This is a genomic window from Enterococcus sulfureus ATCC 49903, assembly GCF_000407605.1.
GTDB lineage: Bacteria > Bacillota > Bacilli > Lactobacillales > Enterococcaceae > Enterococcus_G > Enterococcus_G sulfureus.
In genome coordinates, this window is sequence record NZ_ASWO01000005.1 from 26,054 (window position 1) to 51,829 (window position 25,776).

The 25,776-nt window shown below is 38.9% G+C and carries 26 protein-coding genes and 1 tRNA gene; 22 read left to right on the top strand and 5 right to left on the bottom strand.

The genetic code is table 11. From position 1 onward, the window contains the following. Positions 1-10: 10 nt before the first annotated feature. Positions 11-493, top strand: coding sequence for a gamma carbonic anhydrase family protein (locus tag I573_RS06060; RefSeq protein ID WP_016185913.1), 483 nt, complete (start codon positions 11-13; stop codon positions 491-493). A 35-nt stretch (positions 494-528) separates the two neighbouring features. Here I573_RS06060 and clpP read toward each other — a convergent pair whose 3' ends face one another. Beyond that, a complete protein-coding gene (gene clpP / locus I573_RS06065) occupies positions 529-1,113 on the bottom strand; it encodes an ATP-dependent Clp endopeptidase proteolytic subunit ClpP (protein WP_016185912.1) in 585 nt (194 codons plus the stop codon). A gap of 172 nt (positions 1,114-1,285) precedes the next feature. On the opposite strand from clpP, the gene I573_RS06070 reads away from it, so the two are divergent. The 13 genes from I573_RS06070 (at position 1,286) to I573_RS06130 (ending at position 13,633) form a co-directional block, all read left to right on the top strand. Then, a complete protein-coding gene (locus I573_RS06070; protein WP_016185911.1) occupies positions 1,286-1,804 on the top strand; it encodes a hypothetical protein in 519 nt (172 codons plus the stop codon). Between the two features lie 80 nt (positions 1,805-1,884). Then, positions 1,885-2,814 (top strand): tRNA (adenosine(37)-N6)-dimethylallyltransferase MiaA, encoded by a 930-nt coding sequence (miaA, locus tag I573_RS06075; protein WP_016185910.1) that lies wholly within the window; start codon positions 1,885-1,887, stop codon positions 2,812-2,814. Continuing rightward, on the top strand, positions 2,811-4,055 hold the full coding sequence (hflX, locus tag I573_RS06080) for a GTPase HflX (protein ID WP_016185909.1): 1,245 nt from the start codon (positions 2,811-2,813) through the stop codon (positions 4,053-4,055). The genes miaA and hflX overlap by 4 nt, the downstream gene beginning before the upstream one ends. A 63-nt stretch (positions 4,056-4,118) precedes the next feature. Then, positions 4,119-4,511, top strand: coding sequence for a MerR family transcriptional regulator (locus I573_RS06085; protein WP_016185908.1), 393 nt, complete (start codon positions 4,119-4,121; stop codon positions 4,509-4,511). 25 nt (positions 4,512-4,536) lie between these two features. Further along, complete coding sequence (gene glnA, locus I573_RS06090) at positions 4,537-5,877, top strand: type I glutamate--ammonia ligase (RefSeq protein WP_016185907.1); 1,341 nt, start codon at positions 4,537-4,539, stop codon at positions 5,875-5,877. 87 nt (positions 5,878-5,964) lie between these two features. Next, on the top strand, positions 5,965-6,750 hold the full coding sequence (locus tag I573_RS06095) for a hydroxymethylpyrimidine/phosphomethylpyrimidine kinase (RefSeq protein ID WP_016185906.1): 786 nt from the start codon (positions 5,965-5,967) through the stop codon (positions 6,748-6,750). Continuing rightward, positions 6,750-7,244 carry an ECF transporter S component gene (locus I573_RS06100; RefSeq protein WP_016185905.1) on the top strand — a complete coding sequence of 165 codons (495 nt, stop codon included), beginning with the start codon at positions 6,750-6,752 and terminating at the stop codon, positions 7,242-7,244. Before I573_RS06095 ends, I573_RS06100 begins: the two co-directional genes overlap by 1 nt. Before the next feature lie 2 nt (positions 7,245-7,246). Further along, entirely contained in the window at positions 7,247-7,789 is a 543-nt protein-coding gene (locus I573_RS06105; protein ID WP_016185904.1) for a TIGR01440 family protein, read from the top strand. Between the two features lie 185 nt (positions 7,790-7,974). Further along, positions 7,975-9,576, top strand: coding sequence for a CTP synthase (locus I573_RS06110; RefSeq protein WP_016185903.1), 1,602 nt, complete (start codon positions 7,975-7,977; stop codon positions 9,574-9,576). Positions 9,577-9,721: 145 nt separating this feature from the next. Further along, entirely contained in the window at positions 9,722-10,594 is an 873-nt protein-coding gene (locus I573_RS06115) for a class II fructose-bisphosphate aldolase (RefSeq protein ID WP_016185902.1), read from the top strand. Between the two features lie 121 nt (positions 10,595-10,715). Continuing rightward, on the top strand, positions 10,716-11,975 hold the full coding sequence (locus tag I573_RS06120) for a UDP-N-acetylglucosamine 1-carboxyvinyltransferase (RefSeq protein WP_016185901.1): 1,260 nt from the start codon (positions 10,716-10,718) through the stop codon (positions 11,973-11,975). Between the two features lie 5 nt (positions 11,976-11,980). Then, positions 11,981-13,273 carry a transcription termination factor Rho gene (rho, locus tag I573_RS06125; RefSeq protein ID WP_016185900.1) on the top strand — a complete coding sequence of 431 codons (1,293 nt, stop codon included), beginning with the start codon at positions 11,981-11,983 and terminating at the stop codon, positions 13,271-13,273. A 96-nt stretch (positions 13,274-13,369) separates the two neighbouring features. Continuing rightward, positions 13,370-13,633 carry a type B 50S ribosomal protein L31 gene (locus I573_RS06130; protein WP_016185899.1) on the top strand — a complete coding sequence of 88 codons (264 nt, stop codon included), beginning with the start codon at positions 13,370-13,372 and terminating at the stop codon, positions 13,631-13,633. Between the two features lie 107 nt (positions 13,634-13,740). On the opposite strand, the gene nrdF is transcribed toward I573_RS06130, so the two are convergent. The 3 genes from nrdF to nrdH all read right to left on the bottom strand — a co-directional run bounded on the left by nrdF (position 13,741) and on the right by nrdH (position 17,225). Further along, on the bottom strand, positions 13,741-14,706 hold the full coding sequence (nrdF, locus tag I573_RS06135) for a class 1b ribonucleoside-diphosphate reductase subunit beta (protein WP_016185898.1): 966 nt from the start codon (positions 14,704-14,706) through the stop codon (positions 13,741-13,743). Between the two features lie 41 nt (positions 14,707-14,747). Further along, on the bottom strand, positions 14,748-16,907 hold the full coding sequence (nrdE, locus tag I573_RS06140) for a class 1b ribonucleoside-diphosphate reductase subunit alpha (RefSeq protein ID WP_016185897.1): 2,160 nt from the start codon (positions 16,905-16,907) through the stop codon (positions 14,748-14,750). A gap of 90 nt (positions 16,908-16,997) precedes the next feature. Next, a complete protein-coding gene (gene nrdH / locus I573_RS06145; RefSeq protein WP_016185896.1) occupies positions 16,998-17,225 on the bottom strand; it encodes a glutaredoxin-like protein NrdH in 228 nt (75 codons plus the stop codon). Between the two features lie 627 nt (positions 17,226-17,852). Here nrdH and I573_RS06150 point away from each other — a divergent pair. The 7 genes from I573_RS06150 (at position 17,853) to I573_RS06180 (ending at position 24,622) form a co-directional block, all read left to right on the top strand. Then, positions 17,853-17,925: transfer RNA gene (locus I573_RS06150), tRNA-Lys, on the top strand. Between the two features lie 143 nt (positions 17,926-18,068). Continuing rightward, on the top strand, positions 18,069-18,815 hold the full coding sequence (locus I573_RS06155; protein ID WP_016185895.1) for a potassium channel family protein: 747 nt from the start codon (positions 18,069-18,071) through the stop codon (positions 18,813-18,815). A 225-nt stretch (positions 18,816-19,040) separates the two neighbouring features. Next, on the top strand, positions 19,041-19,745 hold the full coding sequence (yycF, locus tag I573_RS06160; protein WP_016185894.1) for a response regulator YycF: 705 nt from the start codon (positions 19,041-19,043) through the stop codon (positions 19,743-19,745). Positions 19,746-19,752: 7 nt separating this feature from the next. Continuing rightward, positions 19,753-21,591, top strand: a complete 1,839-nt coding sequence (gene walK / locus I573_RS06165) for a cell wall metabolism sensor histidine kinase WalK (protein ID WP_016185893.1) — start codon at positions 19,753-19,755, stop codon at positions 21,589-21,591. Further along, on the top strand, positions 21,588-22,913 hold the full coding sequence (locus I573_RS06170; protein WP_016185892.1) for a YycH family regulatory protein: 1,326 nt from the start codon (positions 21,588-21,590) through the stop codon (positions 22,911-22,913). Before walK ends, I573_RS06170 begins: the two co-directional genes overlap by 4 nt. Further along, entirely contained in the window at positions 22,913-23,767 is an 855-nt protein-coding gene (locus tag I573_RS06175; RefSeq protein WP_016185891.1) for a two-component system regulatory protein YycI, read from the top strand. Before I573_RS06170 ends, I573_RS06175 begins: the two co-directional genes overlap by 1 nt. A gap of 48 nt (positions 23,768-23,815) precedes the next feature. Further along, positions 23,816-24,622: an MBL fold metallo-hydrolase gene (locus I573_RS06180; protein ID WP_016185890.1), complete on the top strand. Its 807-nt coding sequence runs from the start codon at positions 23,816-23,818 to the stop codon at positions 24,620-24,622. Between the two features lie 49 nt (positions 24,623-24,671). Here I573_RS06180 and I573_RS06185 read toward each other — a convergent pair whose 3' ends face one another. Then, positions 24,672-25,292, bottom strand: coding sequence for a CPBP family intramembrane glutamic endopeptidase (locus I573_RS06185; protein ID WP_016185889.1), 621 nt, complete (start codon positions 25,290-25,292; stop codon positions 24,672-24,674). Positions 25,293-25,481: 189 nt separating this feature from the next. Between I573_RS06185 and groES the strand changes: the two genes are divergently transcribed. Beyond that, entirely contained in the window at positions 25,482-25,766 is a 285-nt protein-coding gene (groES, locus tag I573_RS06190; protein WP_016185888.1) for a co-chaperone GroES, read from the top strand. Positions 25,767-25,776 lie beyond the last annotated feature (10 nt).

Here is a 25,776-nt window from a genome sequence, read left to right on the forward strand (position 1 = left end):
GAGGCGGAAGATGGAGCATTTTATCGCAACAGGTGCGCATGTGGTAGGGGACGTAACGCTTGGTAAAGAAGTAAGTATTTGGTATCAAAGTGTACTTCGTGCAGATGTTGCACCGATTATTGTTCAAGCGCGTTCAAATATTCAAGATGGCACGATCATTCATGTCGGACACGATCAGCCTACGATCATAGAAGAGGATGTGACAGTAGGACATCAATGTATGCTTCATGGCTGTCATATCAAAAAAGGTGCCTTAATTGGAATGAGTTCGATTATTCTAGATGGGGCTGTCATCGGAGAAAATAGCTTGATCGGTGCAGGCTCTTTAGTTACAAAACACACGGTGATCCCACCGAATTCTCTTGCCTTTGGTCGTCCAGCCAAGGTGATTCGACCGTTGACTGAAGCTGAAATCAACGCCAATCATGAGAATACCGCACATTATGTACAATTAGCTAAAGAATTTCAATCAGGAACGTATCCTGAACAATAAAAAAAGTGAGGATCTATTTTGATCCTCACTCTTTTTTATTGTTTATTGACTAAGATTTCATCGATCAAGCCATATTCTTTTGCTTCTGTTGCGGTCATAAAGTTATCGCGGTCAGTATCTTTTTCGATAACTTCAATTGGTTGACCAGTACGTTCTGCTAAAATACGATTTAAGCGTTCACGTGTTTTTAAGATATGACGTGCAGCGATTTCGATTTCAGTCGCTTGTCCTTGTGCGCCACCTAAAGGTTGGTGGATCATGATTTCTGCATTTGGTAAGGCAAAACGTTTGCCCTTAGTACCTGCTGTTAATAAGAAGCTTCCCATTGATGCAGCCATTCCCATTACGATGGTTTGAACATCTGCTTTAACAAAGTTCATTGTATCGTAAATCGCAAGTCCTGCGGTCACACTTCCACCAGGAGAATTGATGTAGATATAGATATCTTTTTCTGAATCTTGTGCATCTAGGAACAACAATTGTGAGATGATAGAGTTTGCCAAATCATCGGTCACTTGTCCACTTAACATAATAATACGATCTTTTAGTAAACGAGAGTAGATATCATACGCACGTTCACCTCTTGATGATTGTTCAATAACTGTAGGAATTAAATTCATTGAAACAGCCTCCTCTAATAGAATGAAATTAGTTTAACACAAACTAGGGTGAAAACCTAAGAGTAAGTATACACACAAGGTCAATAAAGGTCAAATAAAAAAACCTGTGTAAATTCGTGTCAAACGCTTAGAAAAATGCTAGAATAAGAAGAGAAATTAAGGAGGTTCGTAGATGATAGCTTTTGTTACTGGATTGATCGGTGTGTTGGTAGGTGCAGCCATCGTTACGTTTACCTTTAATTTACGGATTCGTTACGACGAGCGTAAAGAAAAACGCCAACGTGAGTTAGATCACCGAATTAGAGAAATTGAAACGTTAGTGTTATTAAATAAAAAAATTAACGAAATTTTAGAAAAACGAATGGTGATGATGGATAAGTATCTAAGCTTTGATGCTTTTGATGACTGTTATATTTCAGTAGATGATTATATCTACTTGCAATCTTTTACCGCTCAGAATAGTTTTTATTTACCTAATTATTTCGTAGAAGAGTTTTTCAAAAAAATCGCTACACGTAAAGTCGTCTTATCGCCTGAAGAAACAGTACAATACGGAGGATATGCCTTTAAAGGTGGTCGGATGTTGATGGAAAGTTTTTCAGATGAAATCAAAGAAATGATCTATGAGCGAAAAAATCAGGTACAGCAAATGACGGATCAACCGTATACCTATTTTTCAAAACCATTATAGTCGATGTGAATGAGGCTGATCTGTACACATACAGGTCAGCTTTATTCGTATCTTGAGAATACAAAAAAAGGAAGAAGCCTGTGGAAAAAGTAATCGTAATCGTTGGCCCTACTGCTGTCGGAAAAACAGCGTTGAGTGTCCAATTAGCAAAAGAAGTAAACGGTGAGATCATCAGTGGAGACTCGATGCAAGTCTATCGTCAATTAGATATAGGAACAGCCAAAGTCACACCAGCAGAAATGCAAGACATACCGCATCATTTATTGGACATTTGTGAGTTGACTGAAATGTATTCTGTGGCCGAATTTCAAAAACAAGCGCGTCAAAAAATAACAGAAATCACAAAAAGAGGACATATCCCGATCGTTGTGGGTGGAACAGGATTATATATCCAAGCGCTTTTATATGATTTTAAATTAGGTAGTTCGACGAGCGTGACACCAGAGCAAGAAAAAATCCAACATGAACTTGCTGTGTTAGAACAAACGCATACGCCAGAAGAGATCTGGCAACAATTACAGGCGTGTGATCCGTTAGCAGCTAAAACAATCCATGTAAACAATACCCGCAAAGTGTTACGTGCTTTAGAAGTGTACCGCACGACTGGAGAAAGTATTGTAGCACCTAAAGAAAACCCTGTCGCGTTATACGATTATTTTTTAATCGGATTAAATACAGATCGACACGTCTTATATGAACGGATAAACATTAGAGTTGAACAGATGATGCAACAAGGATTAGAACAAGAAGCGCGACAATTGCTCGCATATCCTCAGGCGCATGCTTGGCAAGGAATTGGATACAAGGAATTTATTCCTTATTTTCAAGCTCAACAAACGCAAGAAGAGACGATCGATGCAATAAAAATGTCTTCAAGACGATATGCGAAGCGACAATTGACTTGGTTTCGGAATCGTTTGTCGCCACATTGGTTTGATCTTGTGAGGCATCCAGAACAGTATGAAACAATCAAAAAACAAGTGCAACATTGGATGGAGGAAACGATATGAAAGAAGAACGAGTACTCATTGTAGGTGTCGAAACGGAAGAAAATTATCGCACGTTCCATTCTTCGTTAACCGAAATGCGCCAATTAGTACAAGCAGCGCATGGTGAAGTGGTAGCAGTCATGGAACAAAAACGTCCGGTAGTCAATCGCCAAACGATTGTGGGAAAAGGAAAACTTGCTGAGATCGCGTTAGCAGTCGATGCTGAAGAAATCGATATCGTCATCTTTAATCACGAGTTGACGCCACGACAACACCAAACACTCTCGGATCGATTACAAGTACTCGTCATCGACCGTGTGCAATTGATATTGGATATTTTTGCACTACGAGCACGTTCTAAAGAAGGGAAATTACAAGTAGAGCTAGCGCAACTCAACTATCTATTGCCACGTTTAGTCGGACAAGGTGCTGCAATGTCGAGACTTGGAGCAGGAATTGGTACACGTGGTCCCGGAGAAACGAAGTTAGAGACAGATCGTCGTCACATCCGTAATCGTATGACGAAAGTGAAACGAGAGTTGAAAGAATTAGCGGCTCACCGTGAACGAACAAGAGAAAAAAGACGTCAAAGTCAGTTGATTCAAGTCGGATTGATTGGATATACCAATGCTGGAAAGTCGACATTGTTAAATCGGTTGACAGATGCACAAACATTTGAGAAAGATCAACTCTTTGCCACGTTAGATCCATTGACAAAAAAATGGCGTTTGCCAGAAGGATTGATGCTCACGTTAACGGATACGGTAGGGTTTATGCAAGATTTGCCTACGCAATTGATTGATGCGTTTCATTCTACCTTGGAAGAAAGTCGTGCGATGGATATCTTGTTGCATGTTGTCGATGCCTCAGCTAGTGATCGTCAAATTCAAGAAAAAACGGTATTGGCGTTAATGAAAGAGCTCGGTTTAGACCATATCCCCGTATTAACGGTATACAATAAAGCCGATAAACTAGAAGAGGAAAATTTTATTCCTACTGTATTTCCAAATATTTTGATTTCAGCTTATGACAAAGAAAGCATTGCGCTTGTTTCAAAAGGAATCAAGCAATTGATTATGGAAAAGTTTGACCCATACGTTCTCTCACTACCAGATCAAGAAGCTTATCGTTTAGCCAATTTAGAACGTCAGACACTCGTAGTTGCGAAAGAATATGACGAAGAACATGGACAGTATGAGGTCAAAGGCTTCGTTGCTCCTGAAAATCGTACTGATGTTAGTTATTCTGACATGGAATCTTGACACTGTTTTCAACAATTGATATAGTTTGAACTATAGAGGCTGTGAAGAAAGGAAGTGCGGATAATGCGCGAAAAAGAACTTCGACGTTCGATGTCGGTTTTTCCGATTGGGACCGTTATGAAATTAACTGATTTAACCGCTCGTCAAATTCGCTATTACGAAGAGCAAGAATTGATCCATCCTGAAAGAAGCGAAGGCAATCGTCGCATGTATTCGTTAAACGACATTGATGTGTTGTTAGAGATCAAAGATTATCTATCAGACGGCTTAAACATGGCTGGGATCAAACGTGTCTATGAAATGAAAAAAGAAGAAGAAGAAGCAATCAAACATAAAAAATCCCTAACAGATAATGACGTTCGTCGTATCTTTTACGATGAGATTTTATCTCAAGGTGGGTTGGCTGGTGGATTAAATCAGCCCAATCCTTATTTACCACGTGGACCAAAACGTTAAAACAAGAAAGTAAAGGATGTCGAACATGTCAAAGCAAGTGCACACGTTAGAAAGTATTAAACAAAGCATACTCAAAGAAAATGTCCGCTTTTTACGGTTGATGTTTACAGATATTATGGGCACGATCAAAAATGTCGAAGTACCTGTTTCTCAATTGGAAAAAGTCGTTCAAAATAAAATGATGTTTGACGGTTCTTCAATTGAAGGATTTGTTCGAATCGAAGAAAGTGACATGTATCTCTATCCAGATCTAGCTACTTGGTTGGTTTTTCCTTGGGAAAGCGAACATGGAAAAGTAGCGCGCTTGATTTGTGATATTTATAATCCAGATGGAACACCTTTTGCAGGAGATCCTCGTGGAAATCTAAAACGCGTCTTACACCAAATGAAAGAAATGGGCTTTAGTGCATTCAACTTAGGACCTGAACCTGAATTTTTCTTATTTCAATTGGCACAAAATGGTGAAGTGACGACTGAATTAAACGATCGTGGAGGCTATTTTGATTTTGCACCTACCGATCTTGGTGAAAACTGTCGGCGAGATATCGTGTTAGAATTGGAACGTTTAGGGTTTGAAGTAGAAGCATCCCATCATGAAGTGGCACCAGGACAACACGAAATCGATTTTAAATATGCAGATGCCATTGAGGCGTGTGATAACATTCAAACTTTTAAATTAGTTGTGAAAACGATCGCAAGAAAACATGGGTTGCATGCTACTTTTATGCCAAAACCTCTTTATGGAATTAGTGGATCAGGCATGCATTGTAATTTGTCCTTATTTAAAGGGAAAGAAAATGCCTTTTATGATGCGCAAACTGAAGATGGATTAAGTCAAACGGCGCATCATTTCTTAGCCGGTTTATTGGAACATGCTAAGGGATATACGGCAATTTGTAATCCGACCGTCAATTCCTATAAACGTTTAATCCCTGGTTTTGAAGCACCGGTATATATTGCATGGTCGAGTCGGAATCGTTCGCCACTCGTACGCGTTCCAGCATCTCGCGGTATTTCGACTCGTTTAGAAGTTCGTTCGGTCGATCCATCAGCAAATCCTTATCTTGCGATCGCTGCACTATTGCAAGCAGGATTAGATGGGATTTTCCATCATACGACACCACCTGCACCAGTCGATCGCAATATCTATGTGATGAATGAGACAGAACGGGTCCGAATGAATATCTTTGATCTACCGTCTACTTTAAACAGTGCATTGCGAGCGCTTCGTAAAGATCCAGTGATCCAAAGTGCATTGGGCGAACATATCTATGCAAATTTTGTTGGCGCCAAGCAAATGGAATGGGCAGCATTTCGTCAAACTGTCTCACAATGGGAACGTGATCAATATTTAGAATTGTATTAAAAATTGGACGGAGAAAAAAACAACCAATTGGTTGTTTTTTTATACTAAAAATCAGCTATGATAACTAAAACAAAAAGAGGTGAGAAGATGACAGCGATCGTAGTAGTGATTGGTGGATCAGATCCATATGCTGGTGGTGGAATCCAAACCGATTTAATGACTATGCAAGCACACAATGTATTTGGCATCAGTGTGTTGACATCGATTGTGACCAATGTGAACGGACGATTTGAAATCCATGGCGTAGCAGAGGAAATCGTAAAAGCACAACTCGATTCTTTAACAGATATTCATTTCTCAGCAATCAAAATTGGATTAATAGTCACAAAAGCGCAAGTCGATCTTATTGCAGATTTTTTAACCGAGCATCCACAAATACCTGTAGTACTAGATCCAGTGTTTGCGCTTAAAGAGACCGATGAACGACAAAATGAATCTTTAGCTAGTTACGTAATGGAACGTTTGGCAATGATGAGTACAGTCTGTACACCAAATTTAAGCGAAGCGCGGGCATTGGTTCAAGAAAAACAGCCAGAAACAAAATCGGATTTGACGCAATTGGCTAAACAGTTGGTCGAACGCTATCACATTCCGATGTGTGTAAAGGGCGGTGCGCGTTTTCTTGATCGTGAAGCAGTCGATGTCTTAGCGACACTCCAAACGTCTCACACGTATACGTTACCTCTTTCTACAAAACAGACGACTAATGGTGCAGGGTGCGCCTTTGCTAGTGCCATTGCGGCCAATCTTGCAGTTGGCGCGTCGCTTGCAAAGGCAGTCGAACAAGCCAAACAGTTTGTGTATGAAAGTATCACACAAGGAATCTATGTGAATGAAACATTTGCCAGTATTTGGCCTAAAGGAGGAATTTGATGACTCGAGCAGTGACACGGTATGCATTATTAAGTGCGATGATTGTCGTGATTTCATTATTTTTTATTGTACCAATTCCCGCAACAGGTGGATTCGTCAATTTATCGGATGCAGGCATTTATGCGGTAGCGTTATTATTTGGCCCTCAAGCGGGATGGATTGTTGGAGGATTAAGTGGCGGGATGATCGATTTATTTTCTGGCTATCCACAATGGATCATATTTTCACTGATCATTCACGGATTTCAAGGATACGTTGTAGGCCAGTTTCGACATAAATCACTTCCAAAACAAGCGATTGGATTGATTCTTGGCGCAGCGATTTTGATTATTGGCTACGCTCTAGCAACGACATTACTGTATGGTCTAGCGGCTGGGATGGCATCGATTTTAGGGAATGTGATCCAAAGTGTAGTCGGAGTAGTTTTAGGTATTCCACTGTTAAAGGTGTTAACACGTGCCTTTCAGTATAGCTATTTTAAAAAGGGAGTGTAAGCATGGAAAAAATACAAATCCAAACGCAAATGACGGCATTGATAGAAGAAGTGTTAACGGCTGCAACATTAAAATCAGGTCAGCTTTTTGTTTTAGGATGTTCTACTAGTGAAGTGACAGGCGGTATCATTGGGAAACATTCAAGCAAAGAAGTTGGAGAATGGATCATTGAAGCTGTATTAGCTGTGCTAAAACCAAAAGGGATTTTTTTAGCTGTTCAAGGATGTGAACATTTAAACCGAGCTTTAGTCGTCGAAGAAGAATACGCTGAAGCACATGAATTGAGTATCGTTTCAGTTATTCCACAGTTACATGCAGGAGGTGCGTGTTCGGTTGCAGCATTTGAGCAATTTACACATCCAGTTGAAGTGGAACATGTAATAGCTAAAGCGGGTGTCGATATTGGCGATACAGCGATCGGGATGCAAGTCAAGCACGTTCAAGTACCGTATCGACCACAAGTTAAAACGATCGGTGCAGCCCACGTGACCGCACTGACGAGTCGCCCTAAATATATCGGAGGGCCACGAGCGCATTACGCATAAAAAATTAAAAACTTTTAAATTGACTTTTGATCGATGAGAAGGTAATATACTGTTTGGGCACTCTTTGAAAGAGTCAGAAAGTTCGATAGTACATCGCTCCCTATTCCATCAAACGAATAGGGAGCGATATTTTATTTTTATCGCTTTCACCTGCGAAATATAGAGACAAAGGAGTTTTTCAATTTATGACAAAATATATTTTTGTAACTGGTGGAGTGGTTTCTTCAATCGGTAAAGGAATCGTAGCAGCATCTTTAGGTCGCTTGTTAAAAAACCGTGGCTTAAAAGTGACGATCCAAAAATTCGATCCATATATCAACGTGGATCCAGGAACAATGAGTCCATATCAACATGGAGAAGTATTTGTAACAGACGATGGTGCAGAAACGGACTTAGACCTTGGTCACTACGAGCGTTTTATCGACATCAATTTGAACAAATATTCAAACGTAACAACAGGTAAGATTTATTCTGAAGTATTGCGTAAAGAGCGTAAAGGAGAATACTTAGGCGCAACTGTCCAAGTAATTCCACACATTACGAACGAAATCAAAGAAAAAATCATGCGTGCTGCTACCATGACAGACTCTGATGTGATCATTACTGAGGTTGGTGGAACAGTAGGAGATATCGAATCATTGCCATTTTTAGAAGCATTACGTCAAATGAAAGCTGATGTAGGTTCTGATAACGTAATGTATATCCACACAACTCTATTGCCAATCTTAAAAGCCGCAGGCGAAATGAAAACTAAACCAACACAACATAGCGTAAAAGAATTACGTGGATTAGGGATCCAACCAAATATCTTAGTCGTGCGTTCTGAAGAACCTGTTTCTCAAGATATTAAAAACAAATTGGCACAATTTTGTGATGTGTCACCAGAAGCTGTTATCGAGTCTCGTGACGTAGAAACATTGTACTCTATCCCGTTAAATCTACAAGCACAAAAAATGGACCAAATCGTATGTGATCATTTGAAATTAGATGCTCCAGAAGCAGATATGACCGAATGGCGCGAATTGGAACACAAAGTACAAAACTTAAGCAAAAAAGTAACGATCGGATTAGTTGGAAAATACGTGGAATTACAAGATGCGTATCTTTCAGTAGTCGAGTCATTGAAACATGCTGGATTTGCTTATGATGCCGATATCGATCTAAAATGGATCAAAGCACAAGACTTAACACCAGAAAATATCGATGCGGCTTTAAGTGGTGTGGATGGAATCTTAGTCCCTGGTGGATTTGGTGATCGTGGAATCGAAGGGAAAATCGAAGCAACGCGCTATGCACGTGAAAACGATATCCCATTCTTAGGAATCTGTTTGGGAATGCAAATGGCGTGTGTCGAGTTTGCCCGTAACGTAGTTGGTCTAGAAGATGCCAATTCTGCAGAAACCGTTCCAGGTACGAAAAACAACATCATCGATTTGATGGCGGATCAAGAAAATGTAGAAAACCTAGGTGGGACTTTACGTTTAGGTCTATACCCATGTAAATTGAAAAAAGGAACGAAGACAGCTGCGGCTTACAATAACCAAGAAGTCGTTCAAGAACGTCATCGTCACCGTTATGAATTCAACAATAAATACCGTGAATTATTCGAACAACATGGATTAGTTTTCTCAGGTGTTTCTCCAGATAACCGTTTAGTGGAAATCGTCGAAATCCCAGAAAATAAATTCTTTGTCGGCTGTCAATTCCATCCAGAATTGATTTCACGTCCAAATCGTCCACAAAGCTTGATCAAAGCATTCGTGGGTGCAGCGATCGAAGAAGCATAATTTTACGAAAAAGGAGGATCTTTTTGAGATTCTCCTTTTATTTTGATAGTTTTACTTGGAAATAAAGGGAAAATTTGCTAAAATATCAATGTTGGTTAAGTTAAACTTAACAAATAATGCGTTTTTAAATTTAGGAGGAAAAATTATGCCATTAGTATCAGGAACTGAAGTTTTCAAAGCAGCTCGCGAAGGCGGCTATGCAGTAGGCGCGTACAACACAAACAACCTAGAATGGACTCAAGCGATTCTAGAAGCTGCTGAAGCAAAACAAGCACCTGTATTAATCCAAACTTCAATGGGTGCTGCAAAATACATGGGTGGTTACAAATTAGTTGTAAACATGGTGAAAGATTTAATCGAATCAATGAATATCACTGTTCCAGTGGTACTACATTTAGACCATGGTTCTTATGAAGATGCATTAGAATGTATCGAAGTAGGCTACACTTCTGTAATGTTTGATGGTTCTCACTTACCATTTGAAGAAAACGTACGTCTTGCTAAAGATGTAGTTGAAAAAGCTCACGCTAAAGGAATCTCTGTAGAGTGTGAAGTTGGTTCAATCGGTGGAGAAGAAGATGGAATCATCGGTACTGGTGAATTAGCAGACATCGACGAGTGTGTAAAAATGGTAGAAACAGGAATCGACTTCTTAGCTTGCGGAATCGGTAACATTCACGGTGTATACCCTGAAAACTGGACTGGTTTAGCATTTGATCACTTACAAGCGATCGCTGAAGCTGTTGGACAAGATGTACCATTAGTATTACATGGTGGATCTGGTATTCCTCAAGATCAAATCGAAAAAGCAATCAAAATGGGTGTTTCTAAAGTAAACGTAAACACTGAATTCCAATTGTCATTTGCAAAAGCAACTCGCGAATACATTGAAGCTGGTAAAGATTTAGAAGGTAAAGGATTTGACCCTCGTAAATTATTAGCTCCAGGTAAAGCTGCAATTGTTAAAGATTGTGAAGAACATATTGACTGGTTCGGTTCAGCTGGAAAAGCTAAATAAGACCATATGATTGATGACTAGCCTAGGCTAGTCATCTTTTTTTTTCGCCTAATCTATGGTAAAATAATGAACGATGCGTCACAATGACGCAGAAAGAACGTAAAGCATAGGTGAATATAAAATGAAAAAAATAGTGATACATGGCAATCGACCACTAACTGGTGAGATTACCATCAGTGGCGCGAAAAATAGTGCAGTTGCATTGATTCCCGCGGCTGTTTTGGCAGACTCTCCGGTTGTATTAAAAGGTGTACCAGATATTCAAGATGTTCATTCTTTAATTGAAATATTAGAAATTATGGGCGTAAAAACGTCATTTGTCGACCACGAACTGACCATCGATCCAACGGAAATTGTCTCTATCCCCATGCCAACTGGCAAAATCAATAGTTTCCGTGCGTCGTATTATTTTATGGGCGCATTATTAGGTAAATTTGGTGAAGCAGTCGTTGGATTACCTGGCGGATGCTATTTAGGACCACGACCAATCGACTTGCATATCAAAGGCTTTGAAGCGCTAGGTGCGGATGTGAAAAATGAGCACGGAGCGATGTATTTGAAAACAACTGAAAATGGTTTAAATGGAACCCACATCTTTTTAGATATGGTATCTATTGGAGCGACGATCAATATCATGCTAGCAGCCGTGAAAGCAAAAGGGAAAACGATTTTAGAAAATGCGGCTCGTGAACCGGAAATCATCGATGTAGCGAATCTATTAAATAAAATGGGTGCAAACATCAAAGGGGCCGGAACCGATATGATCCGCATCGAAGGAGTGGACGCTTTACACGGCTGTACCCATGGAATCATTCCAGATCGGATTGAAGCGGGAACATATATTTCAATGGCGGCAGCTGTCGGAAAAGGAATCAAAGTCCAAAATGTGATCCATGAACATTTAGAAAGCTATCTTTCTAAATTAGCGGAAATGGGTGTTAAAATGGATATTGGAGAAGATTCGATCTATGTCCACGAATCAACAGATCTAAAACCAGTCAATGTGAAAACATTCCCTTATCCAGGTTTTGCAACAGACTTGCAACAACCGATCACACCATTGTTACTAAAAGCTAACGGAAATTCTCAAGTAACCGATACGATCTATGAAAAACGTGTCAATCATATTCCAGAACTTGCTCGTATGGGAGCAGATGTCTCTATTGAAGGCAATCTGATGCTTTTAACCGGGCCTGCACAACTAAAAGGAGCAGAAGTTGCCGCAAGTGATTTGCGCGCAGGTGCTTGTTTAGTGATTGCAGGATTGATGGCTGAAGGTCAAACGACGATCCGAAATGTGGAACACATTTTACGCGGATATGACCATATTGTTGAGAAGTTGACGGATTTAGGCGCACAGATAGAAATGATTGAGGACTAAGTAGGATGGCAGATTATTTAACGATTTCAGAATTAGAGCATAAAACGTTAAAAGAAATTTACACATATGCAAAACAATTTAAAATTCCGTATTATAGTCAAATGAATAAGAAAGAACTAGCATTAGCGGTGATTCGGGCACAAGCAGAAAAGCAAGGATTCTTTTTAGTTGAAGGGATCTTAGATATTATTGGACAAGATGGCTATGGCTTCTTGCGTCCAATCAACTATGGGCCAAGTGCGGAAGACATCTATATCTCGTCTTCACAAATCAACCGTTTTGGCTTGCGTAATGGAGACAAAGTCGCAGGAAAAGCGCGTCCGCCAAAAGAATCGGAGCGCTATTATGGTTTGATGCATGTCGATAGCGTCAATGGGAAAAATCCCGAAGAAGCAAAACAGCGTCCTCATTTTCCAGCATTAACGCCACTTTATCCAAATCGTAAGTTAACACTTGAAACCACAAAAGGACGACTATCTTCTCGAATGATCGATCTTTTTGCGCCAATCGGTTTTGGACAACGTGGATTGGTCGTAGCACCACCTAAAGCTGGGAAAACGAGTATTTTAAAAGAAATCGCCAGTGGAATCACCGAAAATCACCCAGATGTCGAATTGATCGTGCTTTTGATCGACGAGCGACCAGAAGAAGTGACGGATCTTGAACGCAGTGTTAAAGGCGATGTCGTATCGTCGACTTTTGACTTGCAACCAAGTAATCATACACGTGTCTCTGAACTCGTTTTAGAACGTGCGATGCGTCTAGTCGAAGATAAGCGCGATGTCGTGATTTTAATGGATAGTATCACACGTCTAGCGCGTGCGTATAACTTAGTGTCACCACCAAGTGGACGAACGTTAAGTGGCGGGATCGATCCAGCTGCGTTGTATCGTCCGAAAAAATTCTTTGGTGCTGCTCGTAATATCGAAGAAGGCGGCAGTTTGACGATTATTGCGACTGCCTTAGTGGATACCGGCAGTCGAATGGATGACGTCATTTATGAAGAGTTCAAAGGAACAGGAAATATGGAATTGCAATTGTCACGTCAATTAGCTGAACGCCGTATTTTCCCAGCTATCGATTTGAAACGCTCAAGCACACGTAAAGAAGAACTTTTGATGTCAGAAGGACAATTAGAAGAAACGTGGCGTATTCGCAATCAAATGCAAGGTGACTCGTTAGAATACACTGAACAGTTCGTACGGTTCATGAAAAAAACGCCAACGAACGAGGCCTTATTACAAGCTTTTAAGGATGTCACGTTTACAGAAAAAAATGCAAAAACTAAAAAAAGATAATTGCTAATTCAGTAAAAAAATGATAAGATACTCTTGTTGTATTAAAACAAATAACTCTGATTCAGCACATGACTCAGGGCAAAGGAGAAAAGCATAATGAAAAAAGATATTCATCCAGATTACCATCCAGTAGTCTTCTTAGACTCAACTACAGGTTTCACATTCTTGTCAGGTTCTACTAAACACTCACAAGAAACTATGGAATGGGAAGACGGAAACACTTACCCAGTAATCCGTGTCGAAGTAACTTCTGACTCTCATCCATTCTATACTGGACGTCAAAAATTCACGCAAGCGGACGGACGTGTGGATCGTTTCAACAAAAAATACGGTCTCAAAGATCAAAACGCTGCAGAATAATTTTGATTGTAAAAAAGCTTTCCTTGAAAAAGGAGAGCTTTTTTTTATTTGACGTTTAGTGGATAAAAAAAGCAGCTTCTCTCATGAGAAACTGCTTTTTCTTATATTTAGTCCATTCCGATCAAATAATCGTCTTCTTGCATCGCTTCGACACTACCTAATAGATAGCCGTTTCCGACTTGTGAGAAGAAGTCATGGTTACTTGTTCCAGTAGAGATCCCGTTCATGACGATCGGATTGACATCACTTGCGCCATCTGGGAATAAAGGATCTTGACCAAGATTCATCAAGGCTTTATTGGCATTGTAACGTAAGAAGGTTTTGACTTCTTCTGTCCAACCAATTCCATCATATAATTGCTCAGTATATTTTTCTTCGTTTTCGTATAATTCATATAATAGATCATACATCCAATCTTTTAAGCTTGCTTGTTCTTCTTCAGGAAGTTCATTAAAGCCTAATTGGAATTTATAGCCGATATACGTGCCATGAACTGATTCATCACGGATGATCAATTTAATGATTTCCGCAACGTTTGCTAGTTTATTGTTTCCAAGATAATACAGTGGTGTATAAAAACCAGAATAGAATAAGAAGGTTTCTAGAAAAACACTGGCGATTTTTTTCTCTAGAGGCGTACCGTTTTTGTAGATCTCGTTGATTCGTTCTGCTTTTTTCTGTAAATAAGGATTGGTATTCGTCCATTCAAAGATATTGTCGATCTCAGCTTTGGTATTTAACGTACTAAAGATTGAAGAATAGCTTTTAGCATGGACAGATTCCATAAATTGGATATTGTTTAATACTGCTTCTTCATGAGAGGTGCGCACGTCTTTTTTCAATTCATCCATTCCATTTTCAGATTGGAGTGTATCTAAAAGTGTTAACCCACCAAAGACATAGCCTACAAGTTCTTTTTCTTCAGCGCTTAGTTTACGCCAATCATCTAGATCATTTGATAAGGGGATACGCGTATCCAACCAAAATTGTTCGGTCAATTTTTCCCAAGTTGATTTATCGATGATATCTTCGATCGCATTCCAGTTTATTGCTTTATAGTAAGTCTCAGACATAAGTAGTCCTCCTTGCTTTCATTAAAAGAGAGAGTGCGTGATTAGATCACACAACTCTCACAATCGTTACTGCCGATTTCTTCTGCATCGTCTGTAAAAGTACGTACATAATAGATCGATTTGATGCCTTTATGGAACGCATAGTGACGTAAAATATTTAAGTCACGTGTCGTTTGTTTAGTCGTTGTTTTCCATTCATACAAGCCTTCAGGAATATCTGAACGCATGAAGAGTGTCATACTCATGCCTTGGTCGATATGACGTTGTGCAGTCGCGTAGACGTCGATGACTTTACGCATATCCATATCGTATGCTGATTTATAGTAGCCGATCGTATCATTTGATAAATGTGCCGCTGGATAGTAGATCTTACCGATTTTCTTTTCTTGACGTTCTTCAATCAAACGTGTGATCGGATGTAAGCTAGCACTTGTATCATTGATATAAGAGATCGAACCATTTGGCGCAACGGCTAAACGGTTTTGATGGTATAAGCCATCTTTTTGGATCGCTTCAGATAAAGCTTTCCAATCGTCACCAGTAGGGATATGAATTCCTTCAAATAAAGCTTTTACTTTAGCTGATTTTGGTTGATAATCGGCTTCGATATAAGGTGTGAAGTAAGAGCCGTCCGCATATTTTGATTGTTCAAAATTATGGAAGCTTTCGTTACGTTCTTTGGCGATTTGATTACTTTCCATCAACGTCCAGTAGTTTAACAACATGAAATAGATATCAGTAAATTCTAGAGAATCTTTTGAACCGTATTCCATTTGGTTTTTGGCAAAGTAAGTGTGTAGACCCATTGCGCCAAGACCGATCGTATGGTTTAAGCTATTTCCATTTTGGATCGAAGGGACGACATCAATATCAGAGGCATCGGTTACATAGGTCAACGCACGTGTCATTGTACGAACAGAGCGACCAAAGTCGGGACTATCCATTAAGTTCACAATATTCGTTGAGCCTAAGTTACAACTAATGTCGGTACCTAATACTTCATATTCTTGCTTGCCGTTGATCGCAGAAGGTTCTTGAACTTGTAAAATTTCTGAACACAAGTTACTCATAATGATTTTACCTGCAACAGGATTCGCGCGATTGGCGGTATCTACGTTGATGATATAAGGATAACCTGATTCTTGTTGTAATTTAGACAATTCATTTTCTAATTCACGTGCTTTGATTTTTGTTTTGCGGATACGTGGATTTTGAACCAATTCGTCGTATTTTTCCGTAATGTCGATATAAGAGAAGGGTTGTCCATATTCACGTTCGACACTGTAAGGACTAAATAAATACATGTCTTCATTTTTACGGGCTAATTCGTAAAATTTATCGGGTACTAAGACACCTAGAGATAATGTTTTGACACGAATTTTTTCATCGGCATTTTCTTTTTTCGCAGATAAGAAGGCCATGATATCTGGGTGGAAGACGTTTAAATACACGACACCAGCACCTTGACGTTGACCTAATTGGTTTGAGTAGCTAAAGCTATCTTCAAACAATTTCATAACCGGCATCACGCCGCTTGCTGCCCCTTCATATCCTTTGATCGGCGCACCCGCTTCACGTAGGTTCGACAGCGTGATTCCCACACCACCACCGATACGAGAAAGTTGTAGAGCCGAGTTGATTCCACGACCGATCGAGTTCATGTCGTCAGTTAATTGGATCAAGAAACACGACACTAATTCTCCACGACGTTTACGACCAGCATTTAAGAAAGAAGGAGTTGCCGGTTGATAACGTTGATGAATCATTTCATCGGCTAACGCAAGTGCAAGCTCTTCATTGCCATCTGCAAAGTATAAGGCGTTAAAGGCCACACGATCTTCATAAGATTCTAAATAATAGGCGCCATCATTTGTTTTTAAAGCATATTGCGAATAGAATTTATACGCGGCCATAAATGATTTAAACGTAAATTGTTGTTCATCTAAAAAGGTGTAGAGTTGTTCGATGAATTCAGATGAGTATTTAGCTAAGAATTCTTCTTCTAAATAGTCTTCTTCGATTAAAAAGTCGACTTTTTCTTTAATTGAAGAAAAAGTTTTAGTATTGGGTTCCACATTTTCTTTTAAAAATGCAGCTAGTGCTTCTTTGTCTTTATGCAAGGGGATTTGACCATTTACAGGTCGGTTGATTTCGTTATTTAGTTTAAAATAACTAACATCGTTTAAAGAGTATAAACTCATGGATACACACACCTTTACGTAAAATAAAATAAAAAAGATGGACTTGTAGTCGTACGACCGACAAATCCAACAGATAAAAAATCAAGAAAATTAGCTAGCTAATTGTTTTAATTGATCAGGACGGAAACCGATAATCGCTGAACTGTTATCAGAAGTGACAACGGGTACACTTTGGAATCCTTGTTCTTTTAAAATATCGATATATTCTGGTTGAGTATCGATATTGATTTCTTCAAATGAAACATTGTTTTGTGTCAAAAAGCGTTTCGCCATTTTACACTGCATGCAATTGTTTTTTGAGAATAATTTAACGTTCATAATTGTCTCCTCCTGGGGAATTTTCTAGTAGTTGTTATAGAGAATTTTAGTCGAACTTTTTAGGAAAGTCAACCTCAAAACACTAGATATTGTGTTTGAAATAAAAAAGAAACACAATAACTTGTGTTTCGGCTTGTTTGTTGTATATGTTATGCGGTTTGTTCAATCGATAGATAACAGATAAAAATTTGAATTGAACAAGATTGAATCGGCGATGAAAATAATCAATTTGAAACGATCCGACATATTCCATTTAATCATAAAATTGAGTAAAAAGGAACCAAAAGATACTAAAAAAATAGGGATTTATTTTCCGTGAAAACACGATTTTTGCTTGACAACAGGAAAACGATAATTTTAATTAGGATCTTTTTGATTTCATTCGTGTTTGGATAACATACAAGCAGTTACAAGAGTGATCACACAACAGATTTTTCCTATAGATATAGAAATAATAACATCACTTCAATCGAGAGGATTTAAAAAAAATGACTTTATCTATAAATAAAATAACGATTTAAAATATTTTTCCTACTATTATTAGTAGAATAATTTATGTTATAAAAAGTGTAAGCAACAATTGACTTTTTCAAAACAGAGGTGTAAGATAAGCGAGTATTCATTTTAGGGACGTTAGCTCAGTTGGTAGAGCAGCTGACTCTTAATCAGCGGGTCGTGGGTTCGAACCCCTCACGTCCCATGGGTGCCAAACCCATGAGAATGGTATCTTGTCGGCGTCTTCGGACGTTTCGAAGACGAGATGCGCATTCTCTTTTTTTTGTGCTATACTATATCAAAAGGGGAGCTAGGGGCTAAAAATCGAAAGTTGGATGTGATACACCCATGATGAAAAAACGTTTACATAAGTTATATGTATTTTGTGATTTTATGCTAACTTTATTTTGGATTGCGCTTTTTGTATTGAGTTTAGCTGGCATGATCGATATCAACCAAGCGCCCTATGTCTATCTTGATCAACTGATTTTACTGATTTTTACCATCAGCTACATCATTGGATTTGTCCGCGCGCCTAAAAAACGGCGGTATATGATCGACAATATATTTAATTTACTGGCGATTGTTCCTTTAAATTTACTAAACATTGGCATTTTATCAAGAGCCAATCGAATTTTTCGAATTATTAATCTTTTAGCAAAACTTGGTCAAAATAAAAATAGTATTTTATATCGTAATGGATTTATTTACGCGCTCTATGCGAGTGCATGCATCGTTTTTGTAGGAAGTGGCTTTTATAGTATCGTGGAAAATATTAGCTACGTGGACAGTATTTGGTTTAGTATTGTGACGATGACGACAGTCGGATATGGGGATATCGTACCTCAAACCCCTTGGGGAAGAGTGATTGCATCGATTACGATGGTATTTGGGATTGGATTTATCGGGATGTTGACGTCTACGATCACCAATTATTTTAAAGATAAACAAACCAAACAACACGATACAGAAAGTGATGCTCAAGAAGAATTAGAAGAAACGCAATTGCATCAATTAACGAAACAAGTCGATGAATTGACTCACTTGGTCAAACGATTGTCTGAACAAATCGAGTTAGAAAAGAAGAAGCCTTAAGTAAAAGCGAGGAAATTGTTCATACTTTATTCATAATTAATTGGTATAGTCTATTTATACCAACAAAGTCTTATTAAAGACAACCCTAACACTTTTTCATTTTTACTCCGGCCTATTGGTTCCCCAAACCAATAGGCTCTTTTTTTATGTAAAGATGAAACCCAAGTCAAAATATTGTATAATGGAACAGATAAAGTAAACGGAAAGAAAAAAGAGGTGGCCAATATGAAAAAAATCTTGGTTGTGGACGATGAAAAACCAATTTCAGATATCGTTAAATTCAATTTGAATAAAGAAGGGTATGAAGTATTTACCGCATATGATGGAGAAGAAGCACTTGAAAAAGTGCGTGAAGTCGAACCTGATTTAATTCTTTTAGATTTAATGTTACCTAAAATGGATGGCTTAGAAGTGGCACGAGAAGTCCGAAAAACATACGATATGCCGATCATTATGGTGACAGCAAAAGATTCTGAGATCGATAAAGTACTTGGTTTAGAACTTGGTGCTGATGATTATGTGACCAAACCATTTTCTAATCGAGAACTCGTGGCACGTGTAAAAGCAAATTTACGTCGTGGAGCAACGAGTGCCAAAGAAGCTGAAGAGCCTGCAAATGCAGAATTGAGCATTGGGGATTTAACGATCCATCCAGAAGCGTATATGGTAACCAAACACAACGAAGCGATTGAACTGACCCACCGTGAGTTTGAGCTATTGCATTATCTTGCCAAACATATCGGGCAAGTGATGACCAGAGAACATTTATTGCAAACGGTTTGGGGATACGATTATTTTGGTGACGTTCGTACTGTTGATGTAACGGTCAGACGTTTACGTGAAAAAATTGAAGACAATCCGAGTCATCCAAACTATTTAGTGACTCGCCGTGGTGTAGGCTACTATTTACGCAATCCAGAACAGGAGTAAGTAAAATATGAAGACAAAAGTTCGCTTCGTCCAGTCGGTGAACTTTAAAATCGCCCTGACATTTATCTTGATTTTGTTGATTTCAATCGAGATTATCGGGGCGTATTTTATTCGCGGATTGGAACGTTCTACGATTAATAGTTTTATTACGGATATGAACAACAGTGCCTCTTCGATTTCCTATGTTGTGGCCAATGAATTAAGTAAACAAGACAATACCGATGAGACGACGACGAATGCCGCGATTCAACGATTACTTGAAAATAGTGACAATGCAGAAGTCATCGAGATGCGGGTTGTCGATGAAAAAGGGATTGTGCGAGCAACAACAGATGTTAGTGACCAAAGTTCTGTCGGCAAGCGAAACGATTATCGCGATATCGATGACTTTTCAGCCAAAAGTTTTATTACCGTCGATCCAGATGGGAAACGAGTACAAATCAATGTACAGCCGATCCAATCGCCTTCTGGTGAAGCAGTGATTGGAGCCTTATACATCAAAAGTGATTTAGAAAAAGAATACCAACAAATTAAAAATACAGCGTTGATCTTTGTGACGTCTTCTATTATTGCAGCAGGGATCTCGATGATCATTGCACTATTTATTGCACGTTCGATCACGCAACCGATCGGTGAAATGCGTCAACAAGCGATTCGCATCGCACGTGGTGACTATAGTGGTAAGGTAGCCATTCATGCTCAAGATGAGCTGGGTCAGTTAGCGGATACTTTTAATCAACTCGCCGAGCGAATCGAAGAAACGCAAGAAGCAATCGAATCCGAGCGAAATCGATTGAACAGTGTATTGTCACATATGACAGATGGTGTTATTGCGACCGACCGTAGAGGAAAAGTGATCACGATCAATGAGATGGCCTTGTCGTTATTGGATCTAAAAACAGAAGAAGAAGCGATAGGACTTTCGATTTTAACGATGCTGAAAATGGAAGCAGACTATACGTTGCGCGATTTATTAGAAAATCAAAATGAATTATTGCTCGAACGACCATCGGATTCAGTCGAAAGGGGTCAATTGATTTTACGTGTCGACTTTTCAATGATCCGTAGGGAATCTGGCTTTATTTCAGGATTAGTTGCGGTTATTCATGACGTAACTGAACAAGAAAAAACAGAACAAGAACGTCGAGAATTCGTTTCAAACGTTTCTCATGAATTGCGTACGCCGTTAACGAGTATGCGTAGTTATATCGAAGCACTAAGCGAAGGAGCTTGGCAAGATCCAGAAATCGCACCGAATTTTTTAAAAGTCACATTAGATGAAACTGATCGCATGATCCGCATGATCAATGATTTATTAAATCTATCTCGAATGGATAGTGGCAATGCGGAATTGCAAAAAGAATGGGTCAATTTTAATGAACTCGTTAATTTTGTCTTAAACCGATTTGATATGATGGTTACCAATCAAACGAAGCGATATACCATTCGTCGTGAGTTTACGCAACGTGAATTGTGGATGGAAGTCGATGCCGATCGGATGATCCAAGTGATCGATAATATTATGAACAATGCCATCAAATACTCTCCTGATGGGGGCACGATCACGGTTTCACTATCTGAAACACATAACCATATTTTATTAAGTATCCGTGATCAAGGGTTGGGGATCCCGAAAGCCGATCTCACCAAAATCTTTACACGTTTTTATCGTGTGGACAAAGCTAGAGCACGTCAACAAGGTGGTACTGGTTTAGGACTTGCGATTTCTCGTGAAGTCATCAAAGCTCATGGTGGCTCGATTTGGGCACAAAGTCGAGAAAATTATGGATCGACCTTTTTTATTAGTTTACCTTATGAACCGTATGAGGAGGATTGGTGGGAATGAAATGGCAACGACTACTTTTACGTCTCGCGTTGTGTATCTCCATTGCGACTAGTTTTTACTTGTCTTATTTGATCTGGCTCAATCCAACGAAAGCTGTTGCGACGCTACCACAAACAAAAGAGATCACAACAGAAGGTGAAATGACCACGAAAAACTTCCGTAGTTTAACGGATGTCTTTTTACCGTTACAATTGGTTTGGATCAATGAAGATCAAGCGAATGAAACGAATTCCGAACAAATCATCAAAACGTTATTGAGCGAAGTGGGCAGTAATGAGATGCAACAGCCTAAACTAGTTACGTATGAGGCTCCCAATGAATTTATCGAAAAAACGAGTGTAAAAAATGGATTTGATTTTATTTTTATGAATCGAATCTCATTGAATGAAGCAATCGATCTTTTTGATTTAAAATTAGACTTAGAACCACAACAAGTCGAAAAAGAATTGATGTTTGATCAAATGAGTTACAACAGTGAAACCAAGACACTTCATTTTATCGATGCGTCTAAAAAATCAGAACTTATCGTAAAAGTAAATCTGAATGAAACCGAAGTTCAAACGATTTTAAAACAAGATAAAGTGGCTTGGCAAGCTGTAGAATTTACACCTGATTTACTTTTACAACATTATTTAGTCGATCAACCAGTTGAAATGAAATTGTACAGCTATATCTCGACGGTACAGCCGTATTCGATATTTCGCGATAGTTTCTTCCATTCTCCTCAAGAAGCTAGTTTGAGTGATGACACCAATGATTTGATGCTGACCGATCAATCTGAAATGATGACGGTACAGTTAGACAATCGTTTAGTAGAATATCGAGATACTGATATCACAGGTGTACACGATAATTTATATGTGAAAAGCTACGATTATATCCGGAACCTAGGGATGAATTACGGAAACTTACGCTTTTTAGATCGTTTTGAGAATACATTAAATTATCGGATCTTTGTGGAAGGATTTCCAGTATTTAGCAACAATAACGATGGATTGATCTCGATGCAGTTTACAGAAAAAGCGCAAGCTGGAGATGAATGGGCGGTAAAAATCGCAGCAAGTTTAAATACGATCCAAATCCCGATTCCTTCTGATAAAACCATCCAATTGCCATCTAATAAATCTGTTTTATTGGATCTACAAGCACAAGGGCTTGATCTTAGCCGAGTATCAGCTATTATGATCGGCTATGAGTGGAATGATATCAAAGATACGAATGTAGTCGATTTGATCCCGACATGGTATATCAAATATGATCATACATGGCAAAGTCAACAAGCATTAAGCAATCAATTGCAGCAAAGTGCAGGTGAACGATAATGGGATTTAAACGAATCGAGTGGATCTTTTTTATCGCCTTTTTAGGTGTAAATATTTTTTTATTGAATATTTTTCAAGCGTCAAAAAGTGATCAAATGATCGTATCTCCTGAAAGTCAAAAAATTCCTATCGAGCAACGATTAGAAAATGACGAAATTCGATACGAAGGAACACTATCTGATCAAAGTTTGACTGGATATTACTTAAGTGCAAAACCTGCTACGATGCAAAGTTTATATACAGAAATCAAGAAAAACAATAGCCAGCTGTTGAGTGATGGTGAAACGAAATTTGATGGCACACGCTTAATCCATCAAACAATGGACAAATTTATCGTACCGGAAAAAGAAGATTTAGTTGCAGCAAGTCAAACCTATTGGAAAAAGAGCGTAATGCGTGGAGATGAATACACCTATCAACGCAATTTTTCAACGCTGTCTGATGAGAAAATTGAAATCGTTGCGACGCAATCTTATGAAGGAATTCCAATCAATGATCCATCAAGTCAATTGATCTTAAATTTTGCTAAAGAAAATGAAGAGTATGTCAATACGAATTACTCCCAAACGTTTGTCAGTAATTTGACACCGCTGCGTGAATCGATGTCTTTATATACAGAAAAAGAGGCTATCGCGACGCTGTATAGTAACAATCGTTTGCCTGCTAAATCCACGATCGAATGGGCACAGCTAGCCTATACGCTGATTTTAAATGTTCGGGGACAAAACGTGTACATTCCAGCTTGGATCGTGTCTGTCAAAAAAGCAGACAATTCCCGTCAGTTAGAAGTCGTCAATGCGTTTAGCAATCGAATTATTACCAATTCCTCTGTTCGCAAGGTGGAAAATTATTAGTGCTTCGCGTATACTACGTAAAGTAGAAACAAAAAGGGGTCAAACGTAATGAAAACCAACCAAGCATTTCAAGTCAGTATTTTAGCAAGCGGTAGCTCAGGAAATTCACTTTACATTGAAAGTGAACAAAAACGGATTTTAGTCGATGCTGGATTAAGTGGTAAAAAAATTACTTCATTATTGAGCGAAGTAGACCGTAAGCCTGAAGATTTAGATGCCATTTTAGTGACACATGAACATCGTGATCATATTCATGGCGTAGGCGTTTTGGCGCGAAAATATCATTTAGATGTCTATGCAAATCAACAAACTTGGCAAGCGATGGATCCGTTGATCGGTAAAGTCGATGTGGCACAAAAACATATTTTTGATATGGAGAGCGTGCTCACTTTGGGTGATTTGGACATTGAAAGTTTTGGGGTATCTCACGATGCAGCAGCACCGCAATTTTACAAATTTAATAAGGCTGGTAAGTCTTTTGTGGTATTAACGGATACGGGATATTGTAGCGATCGCGTGCGTGGGATTGTAAAAGATGCCGATGCGTATTTGATTGAAAGCAATCATGACCTGCAAATGTTGCGTATGGGAGCATATCCTTGGAATTTAAAACAACGCATCTTAGGCGATAAGGGCCATTTATCCAATGAAGATGGTGCGCTTGCGATGAAAGATCTTCTAGGAGATCGTACGAAACGTATCTATCTAGGTCATTTGAGTCGAGAGAACAATTTGAAAGAATTAGCGCATCTTACGATGGAAACCACCTTAAAAGAATACGATAAAGGTGTCGGTGAAGCCTTCCATCTATACGATACCGACCCAGATCGCGCGACAGAATTATTTGCCATTTAAAAAAGACTTGCTCTCCTTTGACATCAGGTGAAAGGAGAGCAAGTCTTTTTTATGTGAGAAATAGCGTGCCAACGACGACTAAAGTATTCATTCCGACGTGGCTGATAATCGAGGTCCAAATGCGGCCAGTTCGCATGTAGAGAAAACTAAAGAATAAACCTAGTGCTGCATATAAAATGAGATGGCCATCAAAATGCATGAGCGCAAACAATAAACTGCTGACACACATGGCAAACCAAACGGGAGTGCGTGAGGCTAAAGAACTGAAGATTGCCCGACGAAACACAAATTCTTCCATGATCGGTCCACCGATCGTCACTGCCAAAATAAAGAAGGGTTGAGATTTTACCAGTGAAATAATTTGTTCCGTATTTTTCGACGCTTCGGGAACGCCAAATAGAGCGATTTCAAGTTGCATTGCTAGACTTTGAACTAGAATAGCCAAAAAGATCCCGCCGATTCCCCAAAGTAAGATTTGTTTCCAATTTGCAGGTCGCTTTTCAAATCCGATCAATCCGTGTTTTAGATAAATCAAAATCAAAAAGACTGCACCAAAGATATACGTAATCAACGTGACCCACAAACTAAGACTAACTGGAAAAAATGCGGGGAGGAGATAGCAGATAGCATACGTTAAAATCGTGAGCGTACTGTATTTTTTTAAAGACATGAAATGCCTCCTTTCTTCATTAGTAGTATAACAAAAAAATCAAGTAGCATCTTATTTCCATGAATTTTTAAAAATTATTCAAAAAACTTGCATTCTGATGGAAAAATGAGTAATATAATCTGTGTAAGTTAGCACTCGATTAAAGAGAGTGCTAAAACTAAAAAACCTATTTTTTTGGAGGGATAAAACGTGTTAAAACCATTAGGTGATCGTGTATTGATCGAAGTATCAAAAGAAGAAGAAACAACTGCTAGCGGGTTTGTCCTAGCTTCAGCAGCAAAAGAAAAACCACAAACTGGTACTGTGATCGCAGTTGGCGAAGGACGTATTCTCGATAATGGAGAACTAGCACCGGTTCCAGTAAAAGTGGGCGATACAGTCTTATTTGAAAAATACGCAGGCTCAGAAGTAAAATATGACGGCGTAGACTATATGATTTTTTCAGCCAAAGATATCGTGGCTATCGTAGAATAAAAAAATATTT

What these genes read in the sequence shown, in the direction of transcription:
- I573_RS06060 (WP_016185913.1), top strand. Translation starts at nt 11, where the DNA reads ATGGAGCATTTTATCGCAACAGGTGCGCATGTGGTAGGGGACGTAACG.
- clpP (WP_016185912.1), bottom strand. Translation starts at nt 1,113, where the DNA reads ATGAATTTAATTCCTACAGTTATTGAACAATCATCAAGAGGTGAACGT.
- I573_RS06070 (WP_016185911.1), top strand. Translation starts at nt 1,286, where the DNA reads ATGATAGCTTTTGTTACTGGATTGATCGGTGTGTTGGTAGGTGCAGCC.
- hflX (WP_016185909.1), top strand. Translation starts at nt 2,811, where the DNA reads ATGAAAGAAGAACGAGTACTCATTGTAGGTGTCGAAACGGAAGAAAAT.
- I573_RS06085 (WP_016185908.1), top strand. Translation starts at nt 4,119, where the DNA reads ATGCGCGAAAAAGAACTTCGACGTTCGATGTCGGTTTTTCCGATTGGG.
- glnA (WP_016185907.1), top strand. Translation starts at nt 4,537, where the DNA reads ATGTCAAAGCAAGTGCACACGTTAGAAAGTATTAAACAAAGCATACTC.
- I573_RS06095 (WP_016185906.1), top strand. Translation starts at nt 5,965, where the DNA reads ATGACAGCGATCGTAGTAGTGATTGGTGGATCAGATCCATATGCTGGT.
- I573_RS06100 (WP_016185905.1), top strand. Translation starts at nt 6,750, where the DNA reads ATGACTCGAGCAGTGACACGGTATGCATTATTAAGTGCGATGATTGTC.
- I573_RS06105 (WP_016185904.1), top strand. Translation starts at nt 7,247, where the DNA reads ATGGAAAAAATACAAATCCAAACGCAAATGACGGCATTGATAGAAGAA.
- I573_RS06110 (WP_016185903.1), top strand. Translation starts at nt 7,975, where the DNA reads ATGACAAAATATATTTTTGTAACTGGTGGAGTGGTTTCTTCAATCGGT.
- I573_RS06115 (WP_016185902.1), top strand. Translation starts at nt 9,722, where the DNA reads ATGCCATTAGTATCAGGAACTGAAGTTTTCAAAGCAGCTCGCGAAGGC.
- I573_RS06120 (WP_016185901.1), top strand. Translation starts at nt 10,716, where the DNA reads ATGAAAAAAATAGTGATACATGGCAATCGACCACTAACTGGTGAGATT.
- rho (WP_016185900.1), top strand. Translation starts at nt 11,981, where the DNA reads ATGGCAGATTATTTAACGATTTCAGAATTAGAGCATAAAACGTTAAAA.
- I573_RS06130 (WP_016185899.1), top strand. Translation starts at nt 13,370, where the DNA reads ATGAAAAAAGATATTCATCCAGATTACCATCCAGTAGTCTTCTTAGAC.
- nrdF (WP_016185898.1), bottom strand. Translation starts at nt 14,706, where the DNA reads ATGTCTGAGACTTACTATAAAGCAATAAACTGGAATGCGATCGAAGAT.
- nrdE (WP_016185897.1), bottom strand. Translation starts at nt 16,907, where the DNA reads ATGAGTTTATACTCTTTAAACGATGTTAGTTATTTTAAACTAAATAAC.
- nrdH (WP_016185896.1), bottom strand. Translation starts at nt 17,225, where the DNA reads ATGAACGTTAAATTATTCTCAAAAAACAATTGCATGCAGTGTAAAATG.
- I573_RS06155 (WP_016185895.1), top strand. Translation starts at nt 18,069, where the DNA reads ATGATGAAAAAACGTTTACATAAGTTATATGTATTTTGTGATTTTATG.
- yycF (WP_016185894.1), top strand. Translation starts at nt 19,041, where the DNA reads ATGAAAAAAATCTTGGTTGTGGACGATGAAAAACCAATTTCAGATATC.
- walK (WP_016185893.1), top strand. Translation starts at nt 19,753, where the DNA reads ATGAAGACAAAAGTTCGCTTCGTCCAGTCGGTGAACTTTAAAATCGCC.
- I573_RS06170 (WP_016185892.1), top strand. Translation starts at nt 21,588, where the DNA reads ATGAAATGGCAACGACTACTTTTACGTCTCGCGTTGTGTATCTCCATT.
- I573_RS06175 (WP_016185891.1), top strand. Translation starts at nt 22,913, where the DNA reads ATGGGATTTAAACGAATCGAGTGGATCTTTTTTATCGCCTTTTTAGGT.
- I573_RS06180 (WP_016185890.1), top strand. Translation starts at nt 23,816, where the DNA reads ATGAAAACCAACCAAGCATTTCAAGTCAGTATTTTAGCAAGCGGTAGC.
- I573_RS06185 (WP_016185889.1), bottom strand. Translation starts at nt 25,292, where the DNA reads ATGTCTTTAAAAAAATACAGTACGCTCACGATTTTAACGTATGCTATC.